The following is a 19,642-nucleotide window of genomic DNA, read 5'->3' on the forward strand; positions in this document are numbered from 1 at the left end:
ATGCCACATGAACGGCGTCAATCCGCTCGCCTACCTGACAGACGTCATCGAGAAGCTGCAATCAGGCTGGCCCAAGGACCGCCTCGATGAGCTGCTGCCGAACGTCTGGAAGCCAGGCCTGGCGACGCCGGAAGGCTGACGGGCGGCGAGAGCGCCGCGCGAGTGTCGACAGACCCGGCCGGGGCGCGGACAGCGCCGGTGCCGGGCGCGGCGCTGGGGGATGTAGTTGGCCGGGCGGTTACGGTGAGGCGTCCCTTGGCCACCCGAGGCGCTCGTAGATGCCAGCGTCGAGCCCATCGAGGTCGACCATATGCGTCCCTGCGACGACGACGATGTCGTTTGCGGCTTTCGCGCCCTCTTCGAGGATGTCCCAGGGGATGCTGTACTCAGGGAAGACGACGAGACGCACGCCCTAGCCGCGGCACGCCTCGAGGATGGCCTGGACCCGCCGGAGGACGAACGTTGTGTACTCGGTCCGGATGCGGCGGCGGAGGTCTTCGCGCGGCTTGAGGAGGGGTTCGGGGACGTTCGGCGGGAGAAGAGGCCTTGCGCCCCCCGGATCCTTGAGCGGCGAGCGCATGTGCATGAGGAGCGCCGGGGGGGCGCGAGCTGGACGACGGCGACGCGCGTGAAGGCGCTGGGCATGACAGACGGGGGGGTAGCGAACTACGCGTGAGACGTGGAGCCACAACGGGCTCGCACGGATGGGGCGGCCATCGGGTGCAAGCGACGTCTGCGAGCACGGCCGGCGTGGCCCCCTTGTGTCACGCGTCCGCGATGCTTCGGAGGATCGCGGGAATCTCCGAATGCTCTGCATAAGGAATCACGCGGACGTTGTACTCTCGCTCGATCCGATCCCGATCCGCATCGGAAGGCCCCTTGAGCAACACGTAGTGCCGCTGTGCCGAGGTCCGGAACGCGTCCGCGTTGCCCTTCAAGGCAAGATCGAGGTCGAGCGGATCGTTCATGCCGTAGCCCACGAAGAGCATCACGTGATCCTGGAGCAGGAAGCTCAGCACGGCCTGATAGGAGCGGTCGGCACGTGCTTGGTTGTACTCGACCTCCGACATCACGACCGTATCGTGGTGCTCCGCCGTTCCGTGGACCTTGAGGAGCACCTTCCGGCCCGCGCGCAAGTCGCCCAGCGCCCGATCGGCGTCCTTCCAGGTATATGGCTGGCGCCGCTGAGTCTCGGGCACGCCTTCGAGGAGCTGGTCGTAATTCGTCGTGAGAATGGCCCGGCTCCCGAGGCTGACGAGCGCGCGATGGGCTTCGCCAGGCGCAGCGTTTTCAGGGCGAAAGATATCGTTAAGGGCGCTCTGGTAGTCCCGACTAAGTGCGGTCCGCAAGGCCCCGAGCTCCGCGAGCATGTTCTCGAGCCGCATGCCGGGCTTGAACAGCGCCCTCTTTGCAGCGATCACGTCGCCGTCCAGCGCATCGTAACGAGCGCAGGCGTCGAGGAGGCGCTCGGGGAGCTGGGACCAGGTGGGGAAACTTCCCGCGACGTCGCGGCCGAGCGAGAGGCCGGAGCCGACGAAGAGGGCGAGTTTGCCATTGCGGTAGGCTTCGAGGAGGAGGCGGGGGAGCTTGACGGAGGACATCGGTGGACTTTGGGGAGGTAAAAAGGCGGCGAGGGCGTTGGGAGTAGCAAACGCGGTGGGAACGCAATGCCGCTGACCATCCCACGGAATGCCCTGGTCCCAGCCGCGCTTCGCGAGTTCCTGGGAGAGGCCGTTCCCAGAGATGTCGCCAACAAGAGCGGATTCGACCTTGGCAGGGTTGGAGAGGACGTCGCCCAATCCGGCCAAGGGAAGGTACAGCGCGGCACCTGAGCTGGGATGGGGGTGATGGAGCGCAAGCCCGATCCGCTCGGAATTGCCACTTGCAACGTAAAACCCTTCCGCAGTCCGGGTGAGTAGGGAGCTTGGAGAGATTTCGATGGCGGCGACCGTCTCCAGCGTTGAAGGATTTATCAGGTGAACCACGTCATTCAACGCCAGGCCCGTGAGCCATTTCCCACTCGGATGCCACGCGAGCGCGCGAATACGACAGGCGGTTACCGCCCGGCGTATCTTCGGCGCTAAGGGAGATGTGTCCCAAAGCATGACTAAGCCATTGGTATCAGTCGTTGCTAGCGATGTACCATCGGGATGCCACGCCATCGCGACCTGGTCCTCGGAGGCTCGTGCCCTACCAAGCAGACGTCCGGTTACCGCATCCCATATTCGTACATATCCCGAGGGGGTGGCTCCGGCAATTAGCTCTCCCAATGGGTGCCATACGAGGACATTCGCCGGCTCGGGGACCTCTTTCAGAGCTATGCGCTGCCCTGTCTGGAAATCCAATACGTCGATCTCGGATGGCCCCTCCCACGAGCCGCGCCGGTAGGCGCGTGCGAGCTTCTTGCAGTTCGGGCTCAGCGCCCAAGCCGGATGCCATCCGGGGAGCTCGTCCGTGGGCATCAGGGCGAACTTGCCGTCGCCATTACGACCAAGGTAAATGGTGCCCATGCGGCGGACAGTCCCCGCAACGAGGGTTTCCTCCTCGGGCCATGCGCTCAGGAGCGACTCAGATGGTCCGAACGACGGGGTACCAACGTAAAGGAGCAGAGCCCCGCTTGTGGCGTCGAAGATTCGCAGCCCGGGAATGACCTTATCTTCGTCCTCGCTGCGCACTGGAGCCGCAAATGCGGCGAGCCGTGCCCCGTCGGGGCTCCAGACCGATCCATGCGCATCCGCGATGACGAGCGCTTCTCTGCCTGTTTTCGCGTTCCAGATGCGGATTTTTTGCCTTCCGTCTTCGATGGCAAGCCAAGCACCTTGGGGATCCCACCGGATGGCTTGGGTGGTGATCGGGTCCGCAAAGGACTCGAAAAAGGAAGCCCTGGAGTCTAGGATGAGCTCATCCGGACTTTGGTGCTCGATACCCGTCGCGTTCTCCCGACGTATGTCCCGACCGTCCCAGATGGTTCGCTCCCCTTCCGTATCCACGAATAGCCGGCCATCAGGTTGCCAGGCGAGTCGTCCGGTATCCTCCCCGAGGTAGAAGTGCCAAATCTCTTTTCGCTGCTCCACATCCCAGATCTGGGCGGCGCACCCTCCCGAGTTCTCCGAGTAAGTTCCAGCCAGAAAACGGCCGTCTGGGCTCCAAAGCAAAGCGCGCCGCCACGACCTGTACTCCGCGATCTCGAACGACGCCCCGGACGCCACGTCCAGCACTTCCACGCTGTGGCCACAGTGCGCTAGGATGTGGGCACGCGGATGCCAGGCCATATCGAGGGCCCATGCTTCACGCGCGATGAGCTGCCTACCGCTTACGGCATCCCAAACCAAGAGGTGTTCGCCAGTAATAAACGAACCGGCTAGCTTGGTTCCATCTGGGCTGAACGAGAGCCTCTCGGCAGTGCCCTCGAATTGCGCCACGAGCCTCGGGACAACTCCGTCCCACGAGGCGACGAACCCTCGCTCTCCAAGGGCAGCAAGCCGCGTACCCGAAGGATCCCAGGTCATGGAACGCGTCACGGCGTCCGGTGCCATCAAGCTTGCGAGGACTCGATCTGTCGAGCAGTCTCGGATGCGAATCACGTTGTCTACTTCAGCGCTCGCCAGGTACCGGCCTTCGGGACTTTTGGCAGAGCAGATGCGCCGTCGCTCGACGAGCATCGTTGGGCTCGCAGCGTCGGCCCCGATCGTGGCGTTGCCGGACGGCGCTCCCGGGGCAATGCAAGCCGTTACGTCGGCCCCATCCAAGCAAGCCCCTTCCCACTGGCATGCTGTCCACGTCGATTGCCGTAGCACCGACCCCGACAGATCGGTCCCTTCGAGATCGGCCCCGTGCGCCTCCGCCTGGGTGAAATCTGCTTCTCGTGCGCTTGCGCGTTGGAGCACCGCTTCATCAAGACGCACGCCCCTCAGTCGTGCTCCATTCAAGGTCGCGGCGGCCAGCATGACGCCTCGGAGGTCGGCGCCCGTAAGATCGGCACCATCGAAGCGGGCACCTGTGAGCGCGATTCGTTGCATGTCTACACCCGCGAGCCGCACTCCACGCAGGTCCGCTCCCTCGGGCGCCCACCCTTCCGGCTCCTTCGCCCATCGCCCAAGTCCGAGCAACAAGAGCAGCGCATTCGCCGCCGCTCCGGCCGTGGCCGTAGGGTCGGTTCCCCTACCCTTGCGCAACCAGTCCTGAATCACCCGCACCGCTGCCGCGTCCTTCGGTTCTCCTCCTCGACGCAGCACCTCGCCTACGAAAGCTGCTACCTCGGGCGTGAGCCGCTTCGTCGTGAGGGCCTCCACCGGCTTCATCGGCAGGGTTCTGACGAGCGATCTCGCCAGAAAGTATTCCAGCAACGACTTGTGTGCAAATTGATAGTGCTCATCTCCCTCACGCACGAAGAACGCGCCGCCCTGTATCTCGAAGTAGGCTGCTTCCCGCGGCATGTCGTCAGGCAGCTCTCTGGAAAGTCGCTCCCGCACCGAGTTCCGCAGTTCCACCAACGAGCATCTCTTCTTTCCCGTGCGCCATAGCTCTTCTGCAAGCGCCTCGGCAAACGCGATCTTCTGGGCGTCGGTAAAGCACTCGGGATCCCTGGAGCGAGTCTGTTCGAGCCACCTGGCAAGGTATGCCTCGTAAACGTCCGCTGTACCGACGCGCGCATGAGGGTCGAGCCTGTCCAGCGTCGTCAGTACCATGCCAAGCAGCAGCGGGCGCCTTACCAGATCACCGAGATCATACGTCCGATCGAGCTGCGCCAACGCTGTTCGTGTCGCGATCTCCCCATCCTTGACCCTGCTGACGAGTGCATTAACTCGGTACTGATCGAAGAGCTGCAGCACGAGTCGCCGAATGACGCCCGCCGAGGACCCGAGCGCTTGCTCCGCCGTCGCGCGCAGTCCGGTTTCCGTGGGGAAGTAGTGATCGCGACACGAGAGCACCACCCGTCCGCCTCCCCGAGCAACCCCGAGCAGCCCTGCCAGTCGGCCGCTCAGCTCGGCCTCCCCGACTCGCGTCGCCATTTCATCGAAACCATCGAAGCACGGGACGAGCATCTGATAGCGCACGAGTAATGCCAAGGCAGCGCGATTCGCGGAATCGTCGGACACGCCCGCGGCGTCGAGCAAGAGCTGCTCTGCGACCATGTGCGTGTCCGCACCCGCAAGGTTAACCAGAAGGGCCCCTGGTCCTGTGGACGCGCGCCATCGCTCCTGCGCCCAGCGGGCGAGCAGGGTCGACTTGCCCGTCCCGAACTCGCCGAGCAAAAGCGCGGTTGGCCCCCCCTCGGCGAGCCACCTCTCCATCGCGGCGAGCGCAGGCTCGGGCTCGGAGCCATCGACGCACACCGCCGGCTCGACGAATTGCCCTCCCACCTCACGCAGGCGCTCTTCCACGCGGTCATCGATCCGCGTCTGCGCACCTGCGAAGCGCGGTAGGAGGGCGCGCGCTCGCTCTTTGCGATCTGCCTTCGTCAGAATTTCGATCCCTTCGAGCTCGATCCCAAACGAGCCGAGCCCCTCCGCAATCACCGTACGCTTCGTTTCCACCCACCGATCGGTCGCGCTCGTCCACGCGGTCCATCGATCGCCCCGAGGCACGAGCACAAAGAGATCGCCGGCCACGGGCGCTTCCGCCCAGATCCCTACGACCGCGAGCCCCGTCGCTCCTTCGGCGAGGGCAAGCTGGTACACCTCCTCCGCCTCGCGCAGGTACAGATCGCCAAAACCATGCTTTGGGGCCGCCTCGTGAGCGCGTGCCGCTTCTAGCAACTCGGCAGGCCTGGCGCGAAACGTGAAGACCAGCCCTCCGTGCTTCCGCACGTCGAGTGCCGTCGGGTGAATTCCCTCCAGAAGCAGCACCCGTGCGGACACGTGCGCCTGCGATTCTGCCACTCTGCCTGCGTCTCGTATTCCTGCGACAACCGACTCGATCGCAGCTCCTCCCGCATCCGTCCACGTACCGCGATCGAGCACACTCGCGGCCTTTCGCAGCCGCGCGACGTCCGGCCCCAGATCTGGATGCTCGACAAGCCACGGTTGCATGGCCTCAGCAGCGCCCTTTGCGAGGGCAGCGCACATCGTGTCGAACGGAACGATGTCTGAAGGCAGCACGACCTCGCGCGTGAGCCGTCCGATCTCGTCGACGTTCGACACCAGGCGTAGATCCCTGATGAGCCGCGACAGGCGCTCCCTGCGCGACATGGCAATGTCGTTACCGGCTGCGCTCTGTCGGACCGTGGCGCTTGCCTCCACACGCTGCTTGAGCGTTCGCAGCGTAGAGATGTCCTTCGCCGCGAGAAGCGGGGCCGTTTCCTCGATCCATGCCGCATATGCGTCGTCCTCGGGGCGCGCGCGGTAGACGAGCGTCGCCGCAGCAAACGGGCGTACAGGTCTGCGGGCGTCGTAACGCGTCGAGCCTCCCGTGCGCACGAACCCGAGGTCCACATCCGCGACGACGACGCCCTCCTCCCCGGGCTCCAAGCGGCCCACGTGCTCAGGGAATGGCCGGACGTCCGAGTGCTTCTCTTCGTCCACGAAGATCGACGTCCCACCATGCTCCGCCTGGTTCGTGTAGAGCACGGGCCTCCCGTACCGCTTCGCCTCCTCCCAAGCCTTCGCCGCGAACTCACCCACCGTGTGCTTCCCGGTCAAGCTGGGCACTGCGAGGAATCTGCATTGCGCGAGCGGCTCCGTGACCAGCGCCCGGTGCTCGGCGTTCTCGCGGTGGAGGAAGTCAAGACACACCATGACGCCCATCGGCCCTACGATGTTCTCGGGAAGACCGACGGGGGCCCACGACGTCCCGGCCTCGATCTCCTCGCCGACGGCCGTTGCGGGGTGAAACTTGGGCGAGAGCGCGAGGAGCTTGCCGCGGCAGAGCACTGGGGCGACCGCCTGCCGGGGTATCGGCAAGGCGTTGCTGGACCAACCCAGGCGCTCGTAGATGCCCGCTTCGAGCACCTCGAAGTCGACCATGTGCGTCCCCGCCACGACGACCATGTCGCGTGCTGCCTGCGCGACGTCTTCGAGGATGCCCCAGGGGATGCTGTACTCGGGGAAGACGACGAGACGCACGCCCCAGCCGCGGCACGCCTCGAGGATGGCCTGGACTCGCCGAAGCGAGAACGCCGTGTACGCGGTCCGGATGCGGAGACGAAGATCGTCGAACGGCTTGACGAGCGTCGCGGGGACGTCGGACGGCAGAAGAGGCTTGACGCCACCAGGATCCTCGAGCGGCGAGCGCATCTGCAGGAGGATCGCCGGGTGGTACGCGAGTTGGACGACGGCGATGCGCGTGAAAGCGCTGAGCATGGCAGGTGGGAGGGTAGCGAACTACGAGCAGCCCTGCGAGTTCATCGCGGAGCGTGCTACGCGTCTTGAGGATTTACGGCGGCCTCATTCCTTCGCGGATGCGGGGGGCTTGAAAGCCTCATGCGGCTCCATGTAGAAGCCGAGATCGGCGCTCCCCTCGAATTCCAGCCGCCCGCCCGTGTCGTTCGTGAGGGTCCGAAGAAGGACCGGGACGAGCCATATGGCCCCGATGACCGCCTGCATGGAGTCAACACCGGACGCCCGACTCCGGAAGACCTGGCCGACCTTGGGCCCAAGGATCTCGATGGGCGCGCGCCAGTTCTCGCCCGTCTCGTCGAGCTCGGCCTTCCCGATGCGGACGATGACCTTCTTCGGCCGTCGGCCTCGCGGCGAATAGAAGTCCAGTTGCCTTTCAGCGATTACTTCTTGCATCCGTTCTTCGACCTATCCGGACACTTGGCCATGCAGTTTGCCAGCCGCCGCATGGCCTCGTTAAAGCAGGCCTGACGACTGTTTTTGGGCAATCGTCGACAATCTGCCTCGTCTCGATCGTATTGCTCGATGCATCGGTCTTCGCATCGCCCCGCTACGCTCGACGGTGGGCAGTCGTTGCCTCCATTTGCGGCCGCCTCCGGCGACGGGAAAAAGACTGTTATAAAAAATACGACGATTCCAAGACTCGTGATCCGTTGCATGACCCCTCCCCTTGGGGGAGTTTACTTGCGCCGATCACGTCGGTCCACGTTGGAGCCCCTCGCCTTCGCTGCCGAGGTGTGCTCGCCCTGGCCCTCGTCTGTCCCTGGCCTTGTCTCTGCACTCATGACGTCGTGTCCTGACGCCGCATCCTCACCGTTCCAAACGGCACGCCTCCGTCCACCCCAGCAACGAGGTCGCATCCCGTCGACAACGCCCTCGTCCCCCTCCCCAGATTCGCCCGTCCGTCGCCCCAACGACCCCGCCTCCCCTCCCCATCGCTTCCAACCCCCGCCGCCCCGACCTCCTCCTTTCCCGCCACACGTCCTCGTGTCTCCGAAGACTCGGCCCCGCCCCGTCACCCTTTCGCCGTCATCCCCCCGCGCCCCCGTCCCCGTCGTTTTCTTGCTCGGCCCCTAATCTTGAAGACACGACCTCATCCAACACGCGCGCTGCAATCATGCAGCCTGACAGTACATCCCTATGCCCCCCGCATTCGGGGAGGAGTCCTTCCATGTCCGATCCCAAGCATCCCAAGCCGAACGATCAGGTCTTTGATCTCTCGGACCTCATCCTCGTCGACATCACGCCCGACCACATCAGCCGTCTGAGCAAGCTCCGCGACGGGTATCACGTGGCTGTCGAGACCATCGTCACCGCCTCGTCCCTCGCTCTCCAGCGCGCGGCGCTCCATCCGGGCGAGGTCCAGGCCCTCGCCGCGAGCTGGGCCGACGTCCAGCGCATCGACGAGGTCGTCCCCGCCGTGGAGAAGCTCCTCGAGCTCCTCCACGAGACCCGCCTCGTGCGGGGCCACGAGATCGCCATGCGCCTCGGCGAGATGGTGCAGCAGATCCGCCGCCGCGCGGATCGCTCCCCCGACGGCGCCGAGATCCTGGCGCCCTTCGAGAAGCTGCTCGCCTACCAGTCCGCGCCCGCGCTCAAGGCCGTCGCGACCAGGGAGAAGGCGCGCGCCAACGAGGAAGCGCCGAGCGAGCCGACTGGCTGATCCACGCTCGCCCGCCGCTCTCCCGCAAGGGAGAGCGGCCGGGCGATGCGCCTACCGCAACACCCGCTCCCGGTGCTGCTCCACCCACGAGGACAGCCGCCCGCGATCCTCCAGCGCCTGCCCCGCCGTCCGCTGCGCCTTCCGCTCCGCTCTGGCCGCGGCCACCGCAATCGCTGCGGCCAGCGTCGCCTCGTCCTCCTCGCGCACGTCCGAATAGCCGAGCAGCGCTTCCTTGTTCTCTTCAATGAAGCCCGTCGTGTAGCGACCTTCCACGAAGGCTGGGTGCGCGAGCAGCTTCTCGTGGAAGACGATGTTCGTCTTGATGCCCGTCACCACGTATTCCGACAGCGCGCGGCGCATGCGCTGAATGGCCGTCTTCCGGTCCGGGCTCCATACGCTCACCTTCGAGACGAGCGGGTCGTTATAGCGGGCAGAACCTTCCGCCTGCGGACGCGAAGGGCGCGGCCAGCGTCGGCACGATCAAATCCCGGGCGGCGGGGTGAAGAACGAGATCGCCTTCGACGACACGAAGGAACGCGAGCGGATGAGCCTCCACGCGGGGCGGGACATGGCGACGCACGCAGGCAACGACCGCTTCGAGACGGTGACGACCAGCGCGAACTCACGCGTTGGCGTCGAGGAGCGAACCACCTGGTTCGCGTGGGACCCCTCCTGGCCTCTTCATGATTGTTTCCCGCGCCGGAGAGTCGTAGGATTCGTCAGGTATTCGACGGGAGCACGACCAAGCCGACTTGGGAGGCAGAGACGACACATGAGAGTGCGCACCATCGGGCTCATGCTGATCCTCTGCAGTGTGTTCGTATCAGCCTGCATCGATGATGATTGCAAGAATCCCAAGAGGATCGAGGGCTTTCACAAGCGTTCGAACAGTTTCCGTGTCGGCGTTGCAGTTCAGTGCAATGGGGTTCTCATTTGTCCTCGGCAATTACAAGGCGACGTGCCACTTCCCCTGGGACGGGATGATCCGACGATCATCGACCAGGAGGGCGACGCGTGGAATCGTGCCCGCTGCACAGAGATCATCCGTGCGAATCATCTCGATCCAGCCTGCAAGTTGCAGGTCTCGCCCAGCATCATTTGCTTGGATGTCGACGGTGGTTTAAGCGGACCGGGCGAAAGCCCGACAGGTGGCACCATCGTCACGGTCGGTGGCGCTGCGAGCGGCGATTTCAAGTTCGCGCCCCACGACGGTGCGGGTGGTATTCGTGAGGAGCCAGGGGGGTATGGCGGCGACCTCCCGTGACCGTGCGTCCGCTTGCTGCGTCGTGCGGCTACTGCTTCTTATCCATTGCAGCCCGGAACCGCTCCCACCAATTTGTGCCGGCGAGCGCTGGGCAGCTCCTTGCGACTTCTGCTAGGTAGCACGCGTGGTAGGCTCCGTCTGCTTGCTTGTCCACGCCGGATCGAGGGATGCCGAACTTGTAGTCACAACGGATCTCGGCTTGATCCGTGATGTTCCAGAAGGGCCCGCCGTGCATATCGTTGCAGGGGGCGCACCAAATGGGATTGCGCTCGGTGCACGTCACCTGATCGGCGCACAACCCCAGTACGCATCCCGCCTCGCACGCATCCGCGAACTCGTCCGGCACGCCCCAGCACTCCCCGTTCTTCACGCCGGTGGAGCACATCGCGAACACATCGTCCATGTCCGCGCAGGAACTCCATGCGGATGCCTCGGAACCCGCGCGCTGCGGCAGCAGAGCGACGCCGATGATGACGGTGACGGCAACGGCGATGGCAATGAACGGTCCGCGACGCTTCATGGGAGACTCCCCTGCGGCCTGGGCGGCTGAAGGTACACGATTTCACACGTGGATGGCGCGAATTTGGGGATCGTTCAGCGGACGTCTGATGCCGTGCGTAGCGCGCGAAGGCGTCGTGTACACGAGCCTCGACGGGCAAGTCGGCGAGACAGAGCGCGTCGTGGGTTCGTCGGCGCAGCGCAGCTCCGGCGCAACGGCGATGCATGCTTGAAGACACGTCCTCGTGCCTACGGAGGCTCGGCCCCGCCCCGTCCCCCCCTCGCCGTCATCCCCCCGCCCCGTCGTCTTCTTGCACCTCTCGGATCTGCAGCTCGTCGACATCACGCCCGAGCACATCAGCCGCTTGACCAAGCTCCGCGAGGGGCACCCCGTCGCCATCGACAACGTCATCTCGGCGTCGCCGGTCGCGCTCAAGCGCGCGTGCATCCATCCCGACGAGCCCCAGATCGTCGCCGCGCTCTGGGCCGACGTTCAGCGCCTCGACGAGGTCCTGCCCGCCGTCGAGAAGCTCCTCGAGCTCCTCCACGAGACCCGCCTCATGCGGGGTCACGAAATCGCCATGCGCCTCGGCGAGATGGTGCAGCAGATCCGCCGCCGCGCCGATCGTTCCCCCGACGGCGCCGAGATCCTCGCTCCCTTCGAGAAGCTGCTCGCCTACCAGTCCGCGCCCGCGCTCAAGGCCGTCGCGACCAAGGAGAAGGCGCGCGCCAACGAGGAGGCGCCGAGCGAGTCCGCCGGCTGATCAACCCTCTCCCGCCCCTCTCCCGCAAGGGAGAGGGGCCGGGCGACGCTGCCTACCGCAACACCCGCCCCCGGTGCTGCTCCACCCACGGGGCCAGCCGCCCGCGATCCTCCAGCGCCTGCCCCTCCGTCCGCTGCGCCTTCCGCTCCGCCCGCGCCGCCGCCACCGCAATCGCCGCGGCCAGCGTCGCCTCGTCCTCTTCGCGCACGTCCGAATAGCCGAGCAGCGCTTCCTTGTTCTCTTCAATGAAGCCCGTCGTGTAATGGCCTTCCACGAACGCCGGATGCGCGAGCAGTTTTTCGTGGAAAACGATGTTCGTCTTGATGCCCGTCACCACGTACTCCGAGAGCGCGCGGCGCATGCGCTGGATCGCCGTCTTCCGGTCCGGCCCCCATACGCTCACCTTCGACACCAAGGGGTCGTAATGGCTCGGCACCGTCGCGCCCTCGTAAAAGCCGCCGTCGTCGCGCACCCACGGGCCCGCGGGCACGCGGAGCGCTTCAATCTTGCCGGGGCTCGGCAGGAAGCCAATCGGATCCTCCGCGTAAATACGGCATTCGATCGACGCCCCGCGACGCACGATCTCCTCCTGCTGCCAGGACAGACGCTCGCCCGCCGCCACGCGCACCATCTCGGCCACGAGGTCCGTCCCCGTGATCCATTCCGTGACCGGGTGCTCGACCTGCAGGCGCGTGTTCATTTCGAGGAAGTAAAAACTCCCATCCTCGCCGAGCAAAAACTCGAATGTGCCGGCCGAGAAGTAACCGACCGAGAGCGCGCCCTTCACCGCGACCTCGCCCATGCGCCGGACGAGCTCGGGCGTCGCCACGGGGCAGGGCGTCTCCTCGACGACCTTCTGGTGCCGGCGCTGGATCGAGCAGTCGCGCTCGAAGAGGTGGACCATGTTGCCATGGCGATCGCCGATCACCTGGATCTCCACGTGCCGCGGCCGGAGGATCGCCTTCTCGATGTAGACCGTCGGGTCGCCGAACGCGCGCGCGGCCTCGCTCTGGGCGCGCTCGAACGCGCTCGGCATCTCGTCCGCGTTGTGCACGAGACGCATGCCCTTGCCGCCGCCGCCCATCGCAGCCTTGATCAACACCGGGTAGCCGACGCGCTCAGCCGTCGCGCGCGCTTCCTCGACCGTGGACGCGTCGCCGCCCGGCGTGATCGGCACGCCAGCCGCGGCCATCTTGGCGCGCGCGGCAGTCTTCGAGCCCATCGCGGCCATCGCGCGGGACGGGGGGCCGATGAACACGATGCCAGCGCGCTCGCAGGCCTCCGCAAACTCGCTCTTTTCCGAGAGGAAGCCGTAACCGGGGTGGATCGCGTCGGCGCCGGATTTGCGCGCAGCATCGAGCACACGCTCGATCGAGAGGTAACTCTCACGCGCAGGCGCCGGCCCGATGCAGTAAGCCTCGTCGGCGAGCCTCACATGCAGGGATTTACGGTCAGCTTCGCTGTAGATGGCCACAGCGGCGATGCCCATCTCATGCAGCGTGCGGATGATGCGGACGGCGATCTCGCCGCGGTTGGCGATAAGGACCTTGCGGATCACGGACGCCCACGTAGCACGGCTCGGGCCGGGAGGGTGGCTGAGCATGCGCACCGGCGCTGCGCACCGGGGCTCCGCCCCGGACCCCGCGAGGGGCTGTCCGCCCCCTCGACCCCGGACCAGCCAGGGGCTGGACCCAAGCTCGATGAACTGCGCGATGCGCAGTTCATCGAACAGGCCCGGGTCAAGACCAGCAACGACGTTGCCCACCAAGACAGCCGCGTGGCGGGTTCGGCTGGCAAGCCGGCTTCTTCGTCGGCCTGTTTGAAAAACTGCGCGGAGCGCAGTTTTTCAACCCCGGGTCCAGCCCCTGGCTGGTCCGGGGTGCAGGGGGCGGACAGCCCCCTGCTGGGGCCTGGGGCGACGCCCCAGCTCCGTGCAACGAATCCCTTTCCCTCGGGGCCGTTACGAGCTACCCATCGCCCCCCGTGCAGCGACGCGAATCGGGCCCCGGGCTCTCCTTCCACGAGGCAGGAGGCTCCGATGAGATGGCGGCCTACCAGCCTCGGGGGAGCTCCTTTCCTACCCGCAGCGCCGAGGAGGAGCCTGAGGTCCTCTCCGTGGCTGCGCTCGATCAGCGGCTCCGCCGTGTCGTCGAGACCGCGACGCAGGACGTGCGGGTCCTCGGCGAGGTCGGTGGCTTCCGGCTGCATTCGAGCGGGCATGCGTACTTCACGCTGAAGGATGAGCGCGAGGACGCGCTCATCAACTGCGTCATGTACAAGACGGCCGCGCCGCGGGCGCGGAAGCTGCTCGCGGACGGGGCGCGTGTGGTGCTGACCGGGCGCGCGACGGTGTACGCGCCGCGGGGACATCTCCAGTTCTCCGTGTCGGATGTGCGACCGGCCGGGCGCGGCGCGTTGCTCGAAGCGCTCGAGCGGCTCAAGCAGAAGCTCGCCGGGGAGGGGGTCTTCGCGCCCGAGAGGAAACGCGCGTTGCCCGCGGATCCGGCCGTGATCGGGGTCGTGACGAGCGGCAACGGCGCGGCCATCCACGACATCGTGACCGTGTCGTTCCGGCGCGGCGCGCCGCGGATCCTGCTCGCGCGGGCGACGGTGCAAGGGCCGGGGGCCGCGCAGTCGATGGCCCGCGCGCTCGATCAGCTCGCGCGTGTGCCCGACGTCGAGGTCGTGATCCTCGGGCGTGGCGGCGGATCGGCCGAGGATCTTTCCGCTTTCAACGACGAGGCGCTCGTCCGGAAGGTGGCGAGTTTCCCTGTGCCGGTCGTGAGCGCCGTCGGGCACGAGGTCGACGTGACGCTCACGGACCTCGCGGCCGATGCGCGCGCGGCCACGCCCTCGCAGGCCGCGGAGATGCTCGTCGCGGATCGGGTGGAGCGGCGCAAGCAGCTCCGGCACCTGGTCACGCGCATGTGGCGCGCCACGCGGCAGGCGATCGAGCGGCGGCGTGTGGTCGTCGATAGGCTCACGCGCTCGATCGGCTCGCCCGGGGATCTGCTCGCCGAGCGGCAGCAGCGGCTCGACGAGGCGACGATGCGGCTCGAACGTGCGATGGAGCGGTCGACGTCGCGGCGCAAGGAAGAGCTCGGGCAGATCGAGCGGCGGCTCGCGGCGCGGCACCCGCGGGCGGTGATCGCCGGGGCGCGCGCGGCGACGGGGACGCTCGAAGTGCGGCTCGTGGCGGCCGAGCGCCGACGGGTCGAGCGGCTGCGGACGACGCTCGGGCGGCACGCGGCGCGGCTCGACGCGCTCTCGCCGCTCGGCGTGCTCGCCCGTGGGTACGCCATCGCGACGACGACGTCGGGGCAAGCGGTGCGGGCCGCGAAGGAGGTCGCCGTGGGCGAGTCCATCACGGTGCGGGTGCACGAGGGCGCGCTGCGCGCCGAGGTGACGGCGGTGATCGATCCGGCGGAAGGCGATGGGAGTGATGGCTGAGGGAAGGGTCTTCGCCGTCCTCGGGCATCCGATCGCGCACTCGCTCTCGCCGGTGATCCACACGGTCGCGTACGCGTCGCTGGGGCTGCCGCACGTGTACCGGGCGATCGACGTGCCGACCGCGGCCGAGCTCGTCGCCGTCCTCGACGAGCTGCGCTCGGGCGCGCTCGGCGGGGTGAACGTGACCTTGCCGCATAAACGCGCGGTGCTCGATCACGCCGACGAGGTCGATTCGAGCGCGATCGAGCCGGGCGCGGCGAACGTGCTTTGCCGCGGCGAGGACGGCCGGCTCCGCGCCTACAACACGGACGCGGACGCCCTCGCGGACGACATCGCCGCGCTCGCGCCCGACGCGTCGCGCAAGCGGGCGATGGTCATCGGCGGGGGCGGGGCGGGGGTCGCGGCCGTCGCCGCCTGCAAGCGGTTGGGGTTCAAATTGATCGCGGTGACGTCGCGCTCGTGGGCGCGGTCGGAGAACGTCGAGACCTCGCCGTCGGCCGAGCAGGTGCGGCGGATGGGGGCGTTGCCCTTGCCCTGGCCCGGGCCGGGCGAGCCCGCGCCCGATAGCTTCGCCTCGCAGGCCCTCCGGCTCCAGTGGTGGGATCTCGCGCGGGGCGCCTCGCTCGTCGTGCAGGCCACGAGCGCGGGCATGCTCGGCAAGGACCCGGGCGAGTCGGTCCGGGATGTCGTTCCTTGGGACGATCTCGGAAGCGACGCGTTCGCGTACGACGTCGTGTATACCCCAAGAATGACCCCGTTCCTGCACGCCGCCGCCTCCCGGGGCATCCAGGCCGAAGGCGGACTCGGGATGCTCGTGCGACAAGCTGCCCGCTCGATCGTGTTGTGGACCGGGCAAGAGCCGCCGCTCGACGTGATGCGGCGGGCCGCCGAGGGCGCGCTCGATCGGGGAGGGCACACGGTATGAGCGGCAGCGACGCTCCGGGCGCGTCGATCTGGCCGCACGTCGATGTGCGGCGGGATCTCGGCCGCGCGCTCTTCCGTGAGTGGGTCGCGAGCAACGGCGCCGGCGCGTACGCGAGCTCGACGATCGCGAACATGCACACGCGGCGCTACCACGGCCTGCTCGTCGCCGCGCTGGAGCCGCCGCGCGCGCGGCACGTCGTCCTCTCGCACGTCGACGTGGCGGTGAAGTCGCTCGCGCCGCGCGGGGTGTGGGATCTCGCGACGCACCAGTTCCCGGGGGTCAACCCGGAGCGCGGGCCGTTTTACCTCGACCGCTTCGATCAGGATCCGGTGCCGCGCTGGACCTACAGCGTCGCGGGCGGCGAGCTCGAAGTGCTGCTCTCGCTCGTGCGCGGCGAGAACGCCGTGGTGCTGCGTTACACGTGGCGCGGGCCGCATCCGGTCATGATCACGTTGCGGCCGCTGCTCGCGATGCGCCACATGCACGCGCTCATGCGCGAGCACGGGGCGATGGAGCAACGCGTGGAGCTGCGCGCCGGCGAGATGCGCGTGCGCCCGATGCGTGCGCTGCCGAAGCTCTGCTTCCGCTACGACGAAGGCACGTTCGTGGGCTCGCCCGATTGGTGGCGGCGCTTCGAGTACCTGCTCGAACGGGATCGAGGGCTCGAGTTCCAGGAGGATCTCTGGACGCCGGGCGTGTTCGAGATCCGCGCGGATGGATCGGGCACGCCGAGCTTCCTCGTCGTCGGCGTGGAGAAGCTGCCCGAGGGCAAACCCGAGGAGCTCATCGCCGCCACGACGGCGGCGCTCGAAGCCGAGGACCCGGGCCTCTCGGTGCCCGCGCTCGAACGCAAGCTCACGGTCGCGGCGGAGCTCTACCGCGCGGATCTCGCGCCGGAGCCGGCGATCGTCGCGGGGTATCCGTGGGCCGAGGGCTGGGGGCGCGACAGCTTGATCGCGCTGCCGGGGCTCTACCTCGCGACGGGCAAGATCGAAGAAGCAAAGCGCGTGGCGCGCGGGATCGTGGCCAGCATGCAAGGCGGGCTCGTGCCGAGCCGGAGGGCCGATGAAGACGGCCGCGCGGACACGGCGTCCGCCGACGCGACGCTCTGGCTCTTCGAGGCGGCGCGGTGTTTTGCCGATGTGCTCGGCGCGTCGGATCCCTTCCTGCAAACCGAGCTCGTGCCCGGGATGACGGCGTCGTTCGAGGCGATCCTGCGCGGCGACGCGCCGAACGGGATCCGCGTGACGGCGGATGGGCTGCTCGCCGCGGGCAAGCCGGGCGACGCGCCGACGTGGATGAACGCGCGCGCGTTCGGCGTCCCGGTGACGCCACGCGTGGGCTGCGCGATCGAGCTCTCGGCGTTGTGGGCGCGCGGCTGCCACACGCTCGCGCGGCTCGCGCACGCGGCGGGCGCAGGCTCGCTCGCCGATCGGGCCGACATCGCCTGCAGGCGGGCGCGCGCGGCGTTCCACGCGCGGTTCTGGTGCGAGCAGACGTCGTACCCGTTCGACGTGATCTCCGAGACGCTGACGGGCGAGACCGCCTTCGTGGACGCGTCGATCCGGCCGAACGCGATCCTGGCGCTCGCGATCGATCCGGCCTGCTTCTCGCCGGAGCAGGCGCGCGCGACGATCGCGCGGGCGCGGGCCGAGCTCGTGACGCCCGCGGGGCTGCGGACGCTCGCGCCTTCGGACGCGTCGTACCGCGGGTATTACGGCGGCAACGTGTTCGAGCGCGACGCCTCGTACCACCAGGGGACGGCCTGGCCGTGGTTGCTCGGGTTTTACGCGCGCGCCGTGCGGAGCGTGCTGCCGGCGGAGGATCCGCTCGTGGTGGAGCTGCCGGACTTGATCGCGGCGGCGGCCGATCGGGACATCGCCGTGGGGCAGGTGCCCGAGCTCGCGAGCGGCGTGATGCCGTTCTCGCCGAACGGCGGGCCGGCGCAGGCCTTCAGCGTGGCGGAGCTGCTCCGCGCCTGGAAGAACGTGCTCGGCTGAGCTCGGCGAGGCCCGCCTTCGCGAGGGTCTTCCACGGGCGCGTATCGAAGCGGAGGCCGAGGTCGATGGCCTTCCGCGCGAGCTCGCGCGCCCTTCCTGGATCGACGGCGAGGTTCGCCTCGGCCGCGCGCAGGTAGGCGAGGGCGAGGAAACGATCCCGCCGCGCGGGATCCGCGAAGAAGCGCGGGTGCCGCTTCACCATGATCTCGTGCGTCTCGTGGTAGACGCGGTCGTAGCTCTTCGAGACCTTCGCGGCGTTGCCGACGCGGTAGCGGTAGAGGATCTCGCCGCAGTGGTAGCCACGTCGGCCGGCCTCGGCGGCGCCGATGAGGAAGTCGTAGTCGCCGTTGCCGCGCGCGAGTTCGTCCGTGTATCCGCCGAGTTCGATCCAGAGATCCTTGCGGTAGGCGCAGGGGCCGGGCGTGGGTTGTCCCGTGATGAAGTCGTCCCACGTGACCTCGCGCCGGTGCTTGTGCACGAGCGAGTAAGCGCCGAAGCGCTCGTTGTCGCCGTAGACGAAGGCCGCGTCGGGGTGCCGCGCAAAGGTGTCGAGGACGAGCGCGACGCTGCTCGGCACGAGCTGATCGTCGCCGTCGACGTAGAAGTGGAACGGCGTCTCGGTCAGCTCGAAGGCTTTGTTGCGCGTCGGGTACGGGCCCATGTTCGTGGGCATCGCGTACTTGACGAGGCGCGGGTGCTCGAGCGCGTGGAAGATCTCGCGGGTCCGCGCGTGCTCGGTTCCATCCATCACGAGCACGGCGCACCAGCGGGGATCGGTCTGCGCGAGGACGCTGTTCCAGCAGTCGAGCAGCCAGTCGCCCTCGGCGTAACAGGTGATGCCGATCGTGAGGAGCGGCGCGCTCGAAGCAGGTGCGTTCATGCGGAGAGGGGGCTCAGGCGCGCACGTGCGCGAAGGTCGCCTCGATGTTGAACCAGCCGATCGCCTGAAGCACCTCGGCGGCGAAGAGCCCGACGCGGGGCAGGGGGACGATACGCTCGGCGACGTCACGCCGGAGGTAGTCCCGCTTGAAATACCGGGGACGGCGGCCGCCGAGGTACCCTTCGAACTCCGCGTACGTGAGCTTCTTGTAGTTCGGCGTCCCCGGATCCTCGCGGCGGGTCATGAGGTCGTAGAAGAGCAAGGCGCCCCCGGGGCGGAGGAGCGACAAGCACTTCTCCATGATCTTTTGCTTCGTCTCGGCGTTCGTGACCGAGGTGAGCACCGCGAAGAGCAGCACCACGTCGAAGGGTCCGCCTACGTCGGTTTCGAGGATGTTGCCCGCGAGGAAACGGACGCCTGCGCAGCGCTGCCGTGCCTGCTCGATCCGCTCGGGCACGAGGTCCACGCCGACGAGCCCGGTGGGATCTGCGCCCATCTCGACGAGCCAGGCGAGGTTCGAGCCGCCGCCGCAGCCGACCTCCAGCACCCGGAGCGCGCGGAGATCCTCGAAGGAGGCGACGCCGATCTCCTGCAAGGACTGGCGGATGCGGCGCTGGCGTTGGCGCTGGCACAGGTACGCGTGCGGCAGGATCGGCCACCACGCGTTCTGCGGCAGGAAACGCTCGCGGTAGAAGCGGCGTATCTCCTCCGCTTCGTCGCCTTCGCCCGCCGCGCGGGCCTCGTCACGCGCCACGGGGGCCCGAGTGCCACGCGCGCTCCGATGCGTCAAGTCACGAGGGCCCCTCGGCGCCGCGCGCGGTTGCATCGATCGGCGAGGGGCCCTATACCCGGGCATCGCTT

At 67.6% G+C, this 19,642-nt stretch carries 15 protein-coding genes and 1 pseudogene; 7 read left to right on the forward strand and 9 right to left on the reverse strand.

Annotation, left to right across the window (positions count from 1 at the left end; genetic code table 11):
• Positions 1-139: transposase domain-containing protein (locus QHF89_RS32115; RefSeq protein ID WP_136971326.1), on the forward strand; the 139-nt coding region annotated here is incomplete at its 5' end.
• 99 nt (positions 140-238) lie between these two features.
• On the opposite strand, the gene QHF89_RS32120 is transcribed toward QHF89_RS32115, so the two are convergent.
• From QHF89_RS32120 to QHF89_RS32135, 4 genes are all read right to left on the reverse strand, one after another.
• Positions 239-409, reverse strand: a complete 171-nt coding sequence (locus QHF89_RS32120) for a hypothetical protein (protein WP_284721183.1) — start codon at positions 407-409, stop codon at positions 239-241.
• Positions 410-412: 3 nt separating this feature from the next.
• Positions 413-580 (reverse strand): hypothetical protein, encoded by a 168-nt coding sequence (locus QHF89_RS32125; protein ID WP_284721184.1) that lies wholly within the window; start codon positions 578-580, stop codon positions 413-415.
• Between the two features lie 184 nt (positions 581-764).
• Positions 765-7,301 carry an SIR2 family protein gene (locus tag QHF89_RS32130; protein ID WP_136971328.1) on the reverse strand — a complete coding sequence of 2,179 codons (6,537 nt, stop codon included), beginning with the start codon at positions 7,299-7,301 and terminating at the stop codon, positions 765-767.
• 84 nt (positions 7,302-7,385) lie between these two features.
• Positions 7,386-7,733, reverse strand: a complete 348-nt coding sequence (locus tag QHF89_RS32135) for a DUF6968 family protein (protein ID WP_136971329.1) — start codon at positions 7,731-7,733, stop codon at positions 7,386-7,388.
• Positions 7,734-8,508: 775 nt separating this feature from the next.
• Here QHF89_RS32135 and QHF89_RS32140 point away from each other — a divergent pair.
• A complete protein-coding gene (locus QHF89_RS32140; protein WP_136971330.1) occupies positions 8,509-9,000 on the forward strand; it encodes a hypothetical protein in 492 nt (163 codons plus the stop codon).
• 51 nt (positions 9,001-9,051) lie between these two features.
• Here the strand turns inward: QHF89_RS32140 and QHF89_RS32145 are convergent.
• Positions 9,052-9,417: pseudogene (locus tag QHF89_RS32145) on the reverse strand (acetyl-CoA carboxylase biotin carboxylase subunit); the annotation flags it as partial.
• An 82-nt stretch (positions 9,418-9,499) separates the two neighbouring features.
• Here QHF89_RS32145 and QHF89_RS32150 point away from each other — a divergent pair.
• Positions 9,500-10,264: a bacteriophage T4 gp5 trimerisation domain-containing protein gene (locus QHF89_RS32150; protein ID WP_284721185.1), complete on the forward strand. Its 765-nt coding sequence runs from the start codon at positions 9,500-9,502 to the stop codon at positions 10,262-10,264.
• A 28-nt stretch (positions 10,265-10,292) separates the two neighbouring features.
• On the opposite strand, the gene QHF89_RS32155 is transcribed toward QHF89_RS32150, so the two are convergent.
• Positions 10,293-10,784, reverse strand: a complete 492-nt coding sequence (locus tag QHF89_RS32155; protein ID WP_136971333.1) for a hypothetical protein — start codon at positions 10,782-10,784, stop codon at positions 10,293-10,295.
• A gap of 289 nt (positions 10,785-11,073) precedes the next feature.
• Here QHF89_RS32155 and QHF89_RS32160 point away from each other — a divergent pair, with 289 nt between their 5' ends.
• Positions 11,074-11,526, forward strand: a complete 453-nt coding sequence (locus QHF89_RS32160) for a hypothetical protein (RefSeq protein ID WP_136971334.1) — start codon at positions 11,074-11,076, stop codon at positions 11,524-11,526.
• Between the two features lie 52 nt (positions 11,527-11,578).
• Here QHF89_RS32160 and accC read toward each other — a convergent pair whose 3' ends face one another.
• Positions 11,579-13,129, reverse strand: a complete 1,551-nt coding sequence (accC, locus tag QHF89_RS32165; protein WP_136971335.1) for an acetyl-CoA carboxylase biotin carboxylase subunit — start codon at positions 13,127-13,129, stop codon at positions 11,579-11,581.
• A 380-nt stretch (positions 13,130-13,509) separates the two neighbouring features.
• Here accC and xseA point away from each other — a divergent pair, with 380 nt between their 5' ends.
• The 3 genes from xseA to QHF89_RS32180 are packed head-to-tail and all read left to right on the forward strand — an operon-like array spanning position 13,510 to position 17,901.
• Positions 13,510-14,976 carry an exodeoxyribonuclease VII large subunit gene (gene xseA, locus QHF89_RS32170; RefSeq protein WP_284721187.1) on the forward strand — a complete coding sequence of 489 codons (1,467 nt, stop codon included), beginning with the start codon at positions 13,510-13,512 and terminating at the stop codon, positions 14,974-14,976.
• Positions 14,969-15,901: a shikimate dehydrogenase family protein gene (locus QHF89_RS32175; protein WP_136971336.1), complete on the forward strand. Its 933-nt coding sequence runs from the start codon at positions 14,969-14,971 to the stop codon at positions 15,899-15,901. Before xseA ends, QHF89_RS32175 begins: the two co-directional genes overlap by 8 nt.
• The gene (locus tag QHF89_RS32180; RefSeq protein WP_136971337.1) at positions 15,898-17,901 is read left to right on the forward strand and encodes an amylo-alpha-1,6-glucosidase; all 2,004 of its coding nucleotides are present in this window, start codon (positions 15,898-15,900) and stop codon (positions 17,899-17,901) included. The genes QHF89_RS32175 and QHF89_RS32180 overlap by 4 nt, the downstream gene beginning before the upstream one ends.
• Here the strand turns inward: QHF89_RS32180 and QHF89_RS32185 are convergent.
• Positions 17,855-18,781: a glycosyltransferase family 2 protein gene (locus QHF89_RS32185; RefSeq protein WP_136971338.1), complete on the reverse strand. Its 927-nt coding sequence runs from the start codon at positions 18,779-18,781 to the stop codon at positions 17,855-17,857. The genes QHF89_RS32180 and QHF89_RS32185 overlap by 47 nt on opposite strands.
• A 13-nt stretch (positions 18,782-18,794) precedes the next feature.
• Positions 18,795-19,535: a class I SAM-dependent methyltransferase gene (locus tag QHF89_RS32190; protein WP_284721188.1), complete on the reverse strand. Its 741-nt coding sequence runs from the start codon at positions 19,533-19,535 to the stop codon at positions 18,795-18,797.
• Positions 19,536-19,642: the final 107 nt, after the last annotated feature.

Origin of the sequence: Polyangium sorediatum, assembly GCF_029946465.1 — a bacterium.
GTDB lineage: Bacteria > Myxococcota_A > Polyangia > Polyangiales > Polyangiaceae > Polyangium > Polyangium fumosum.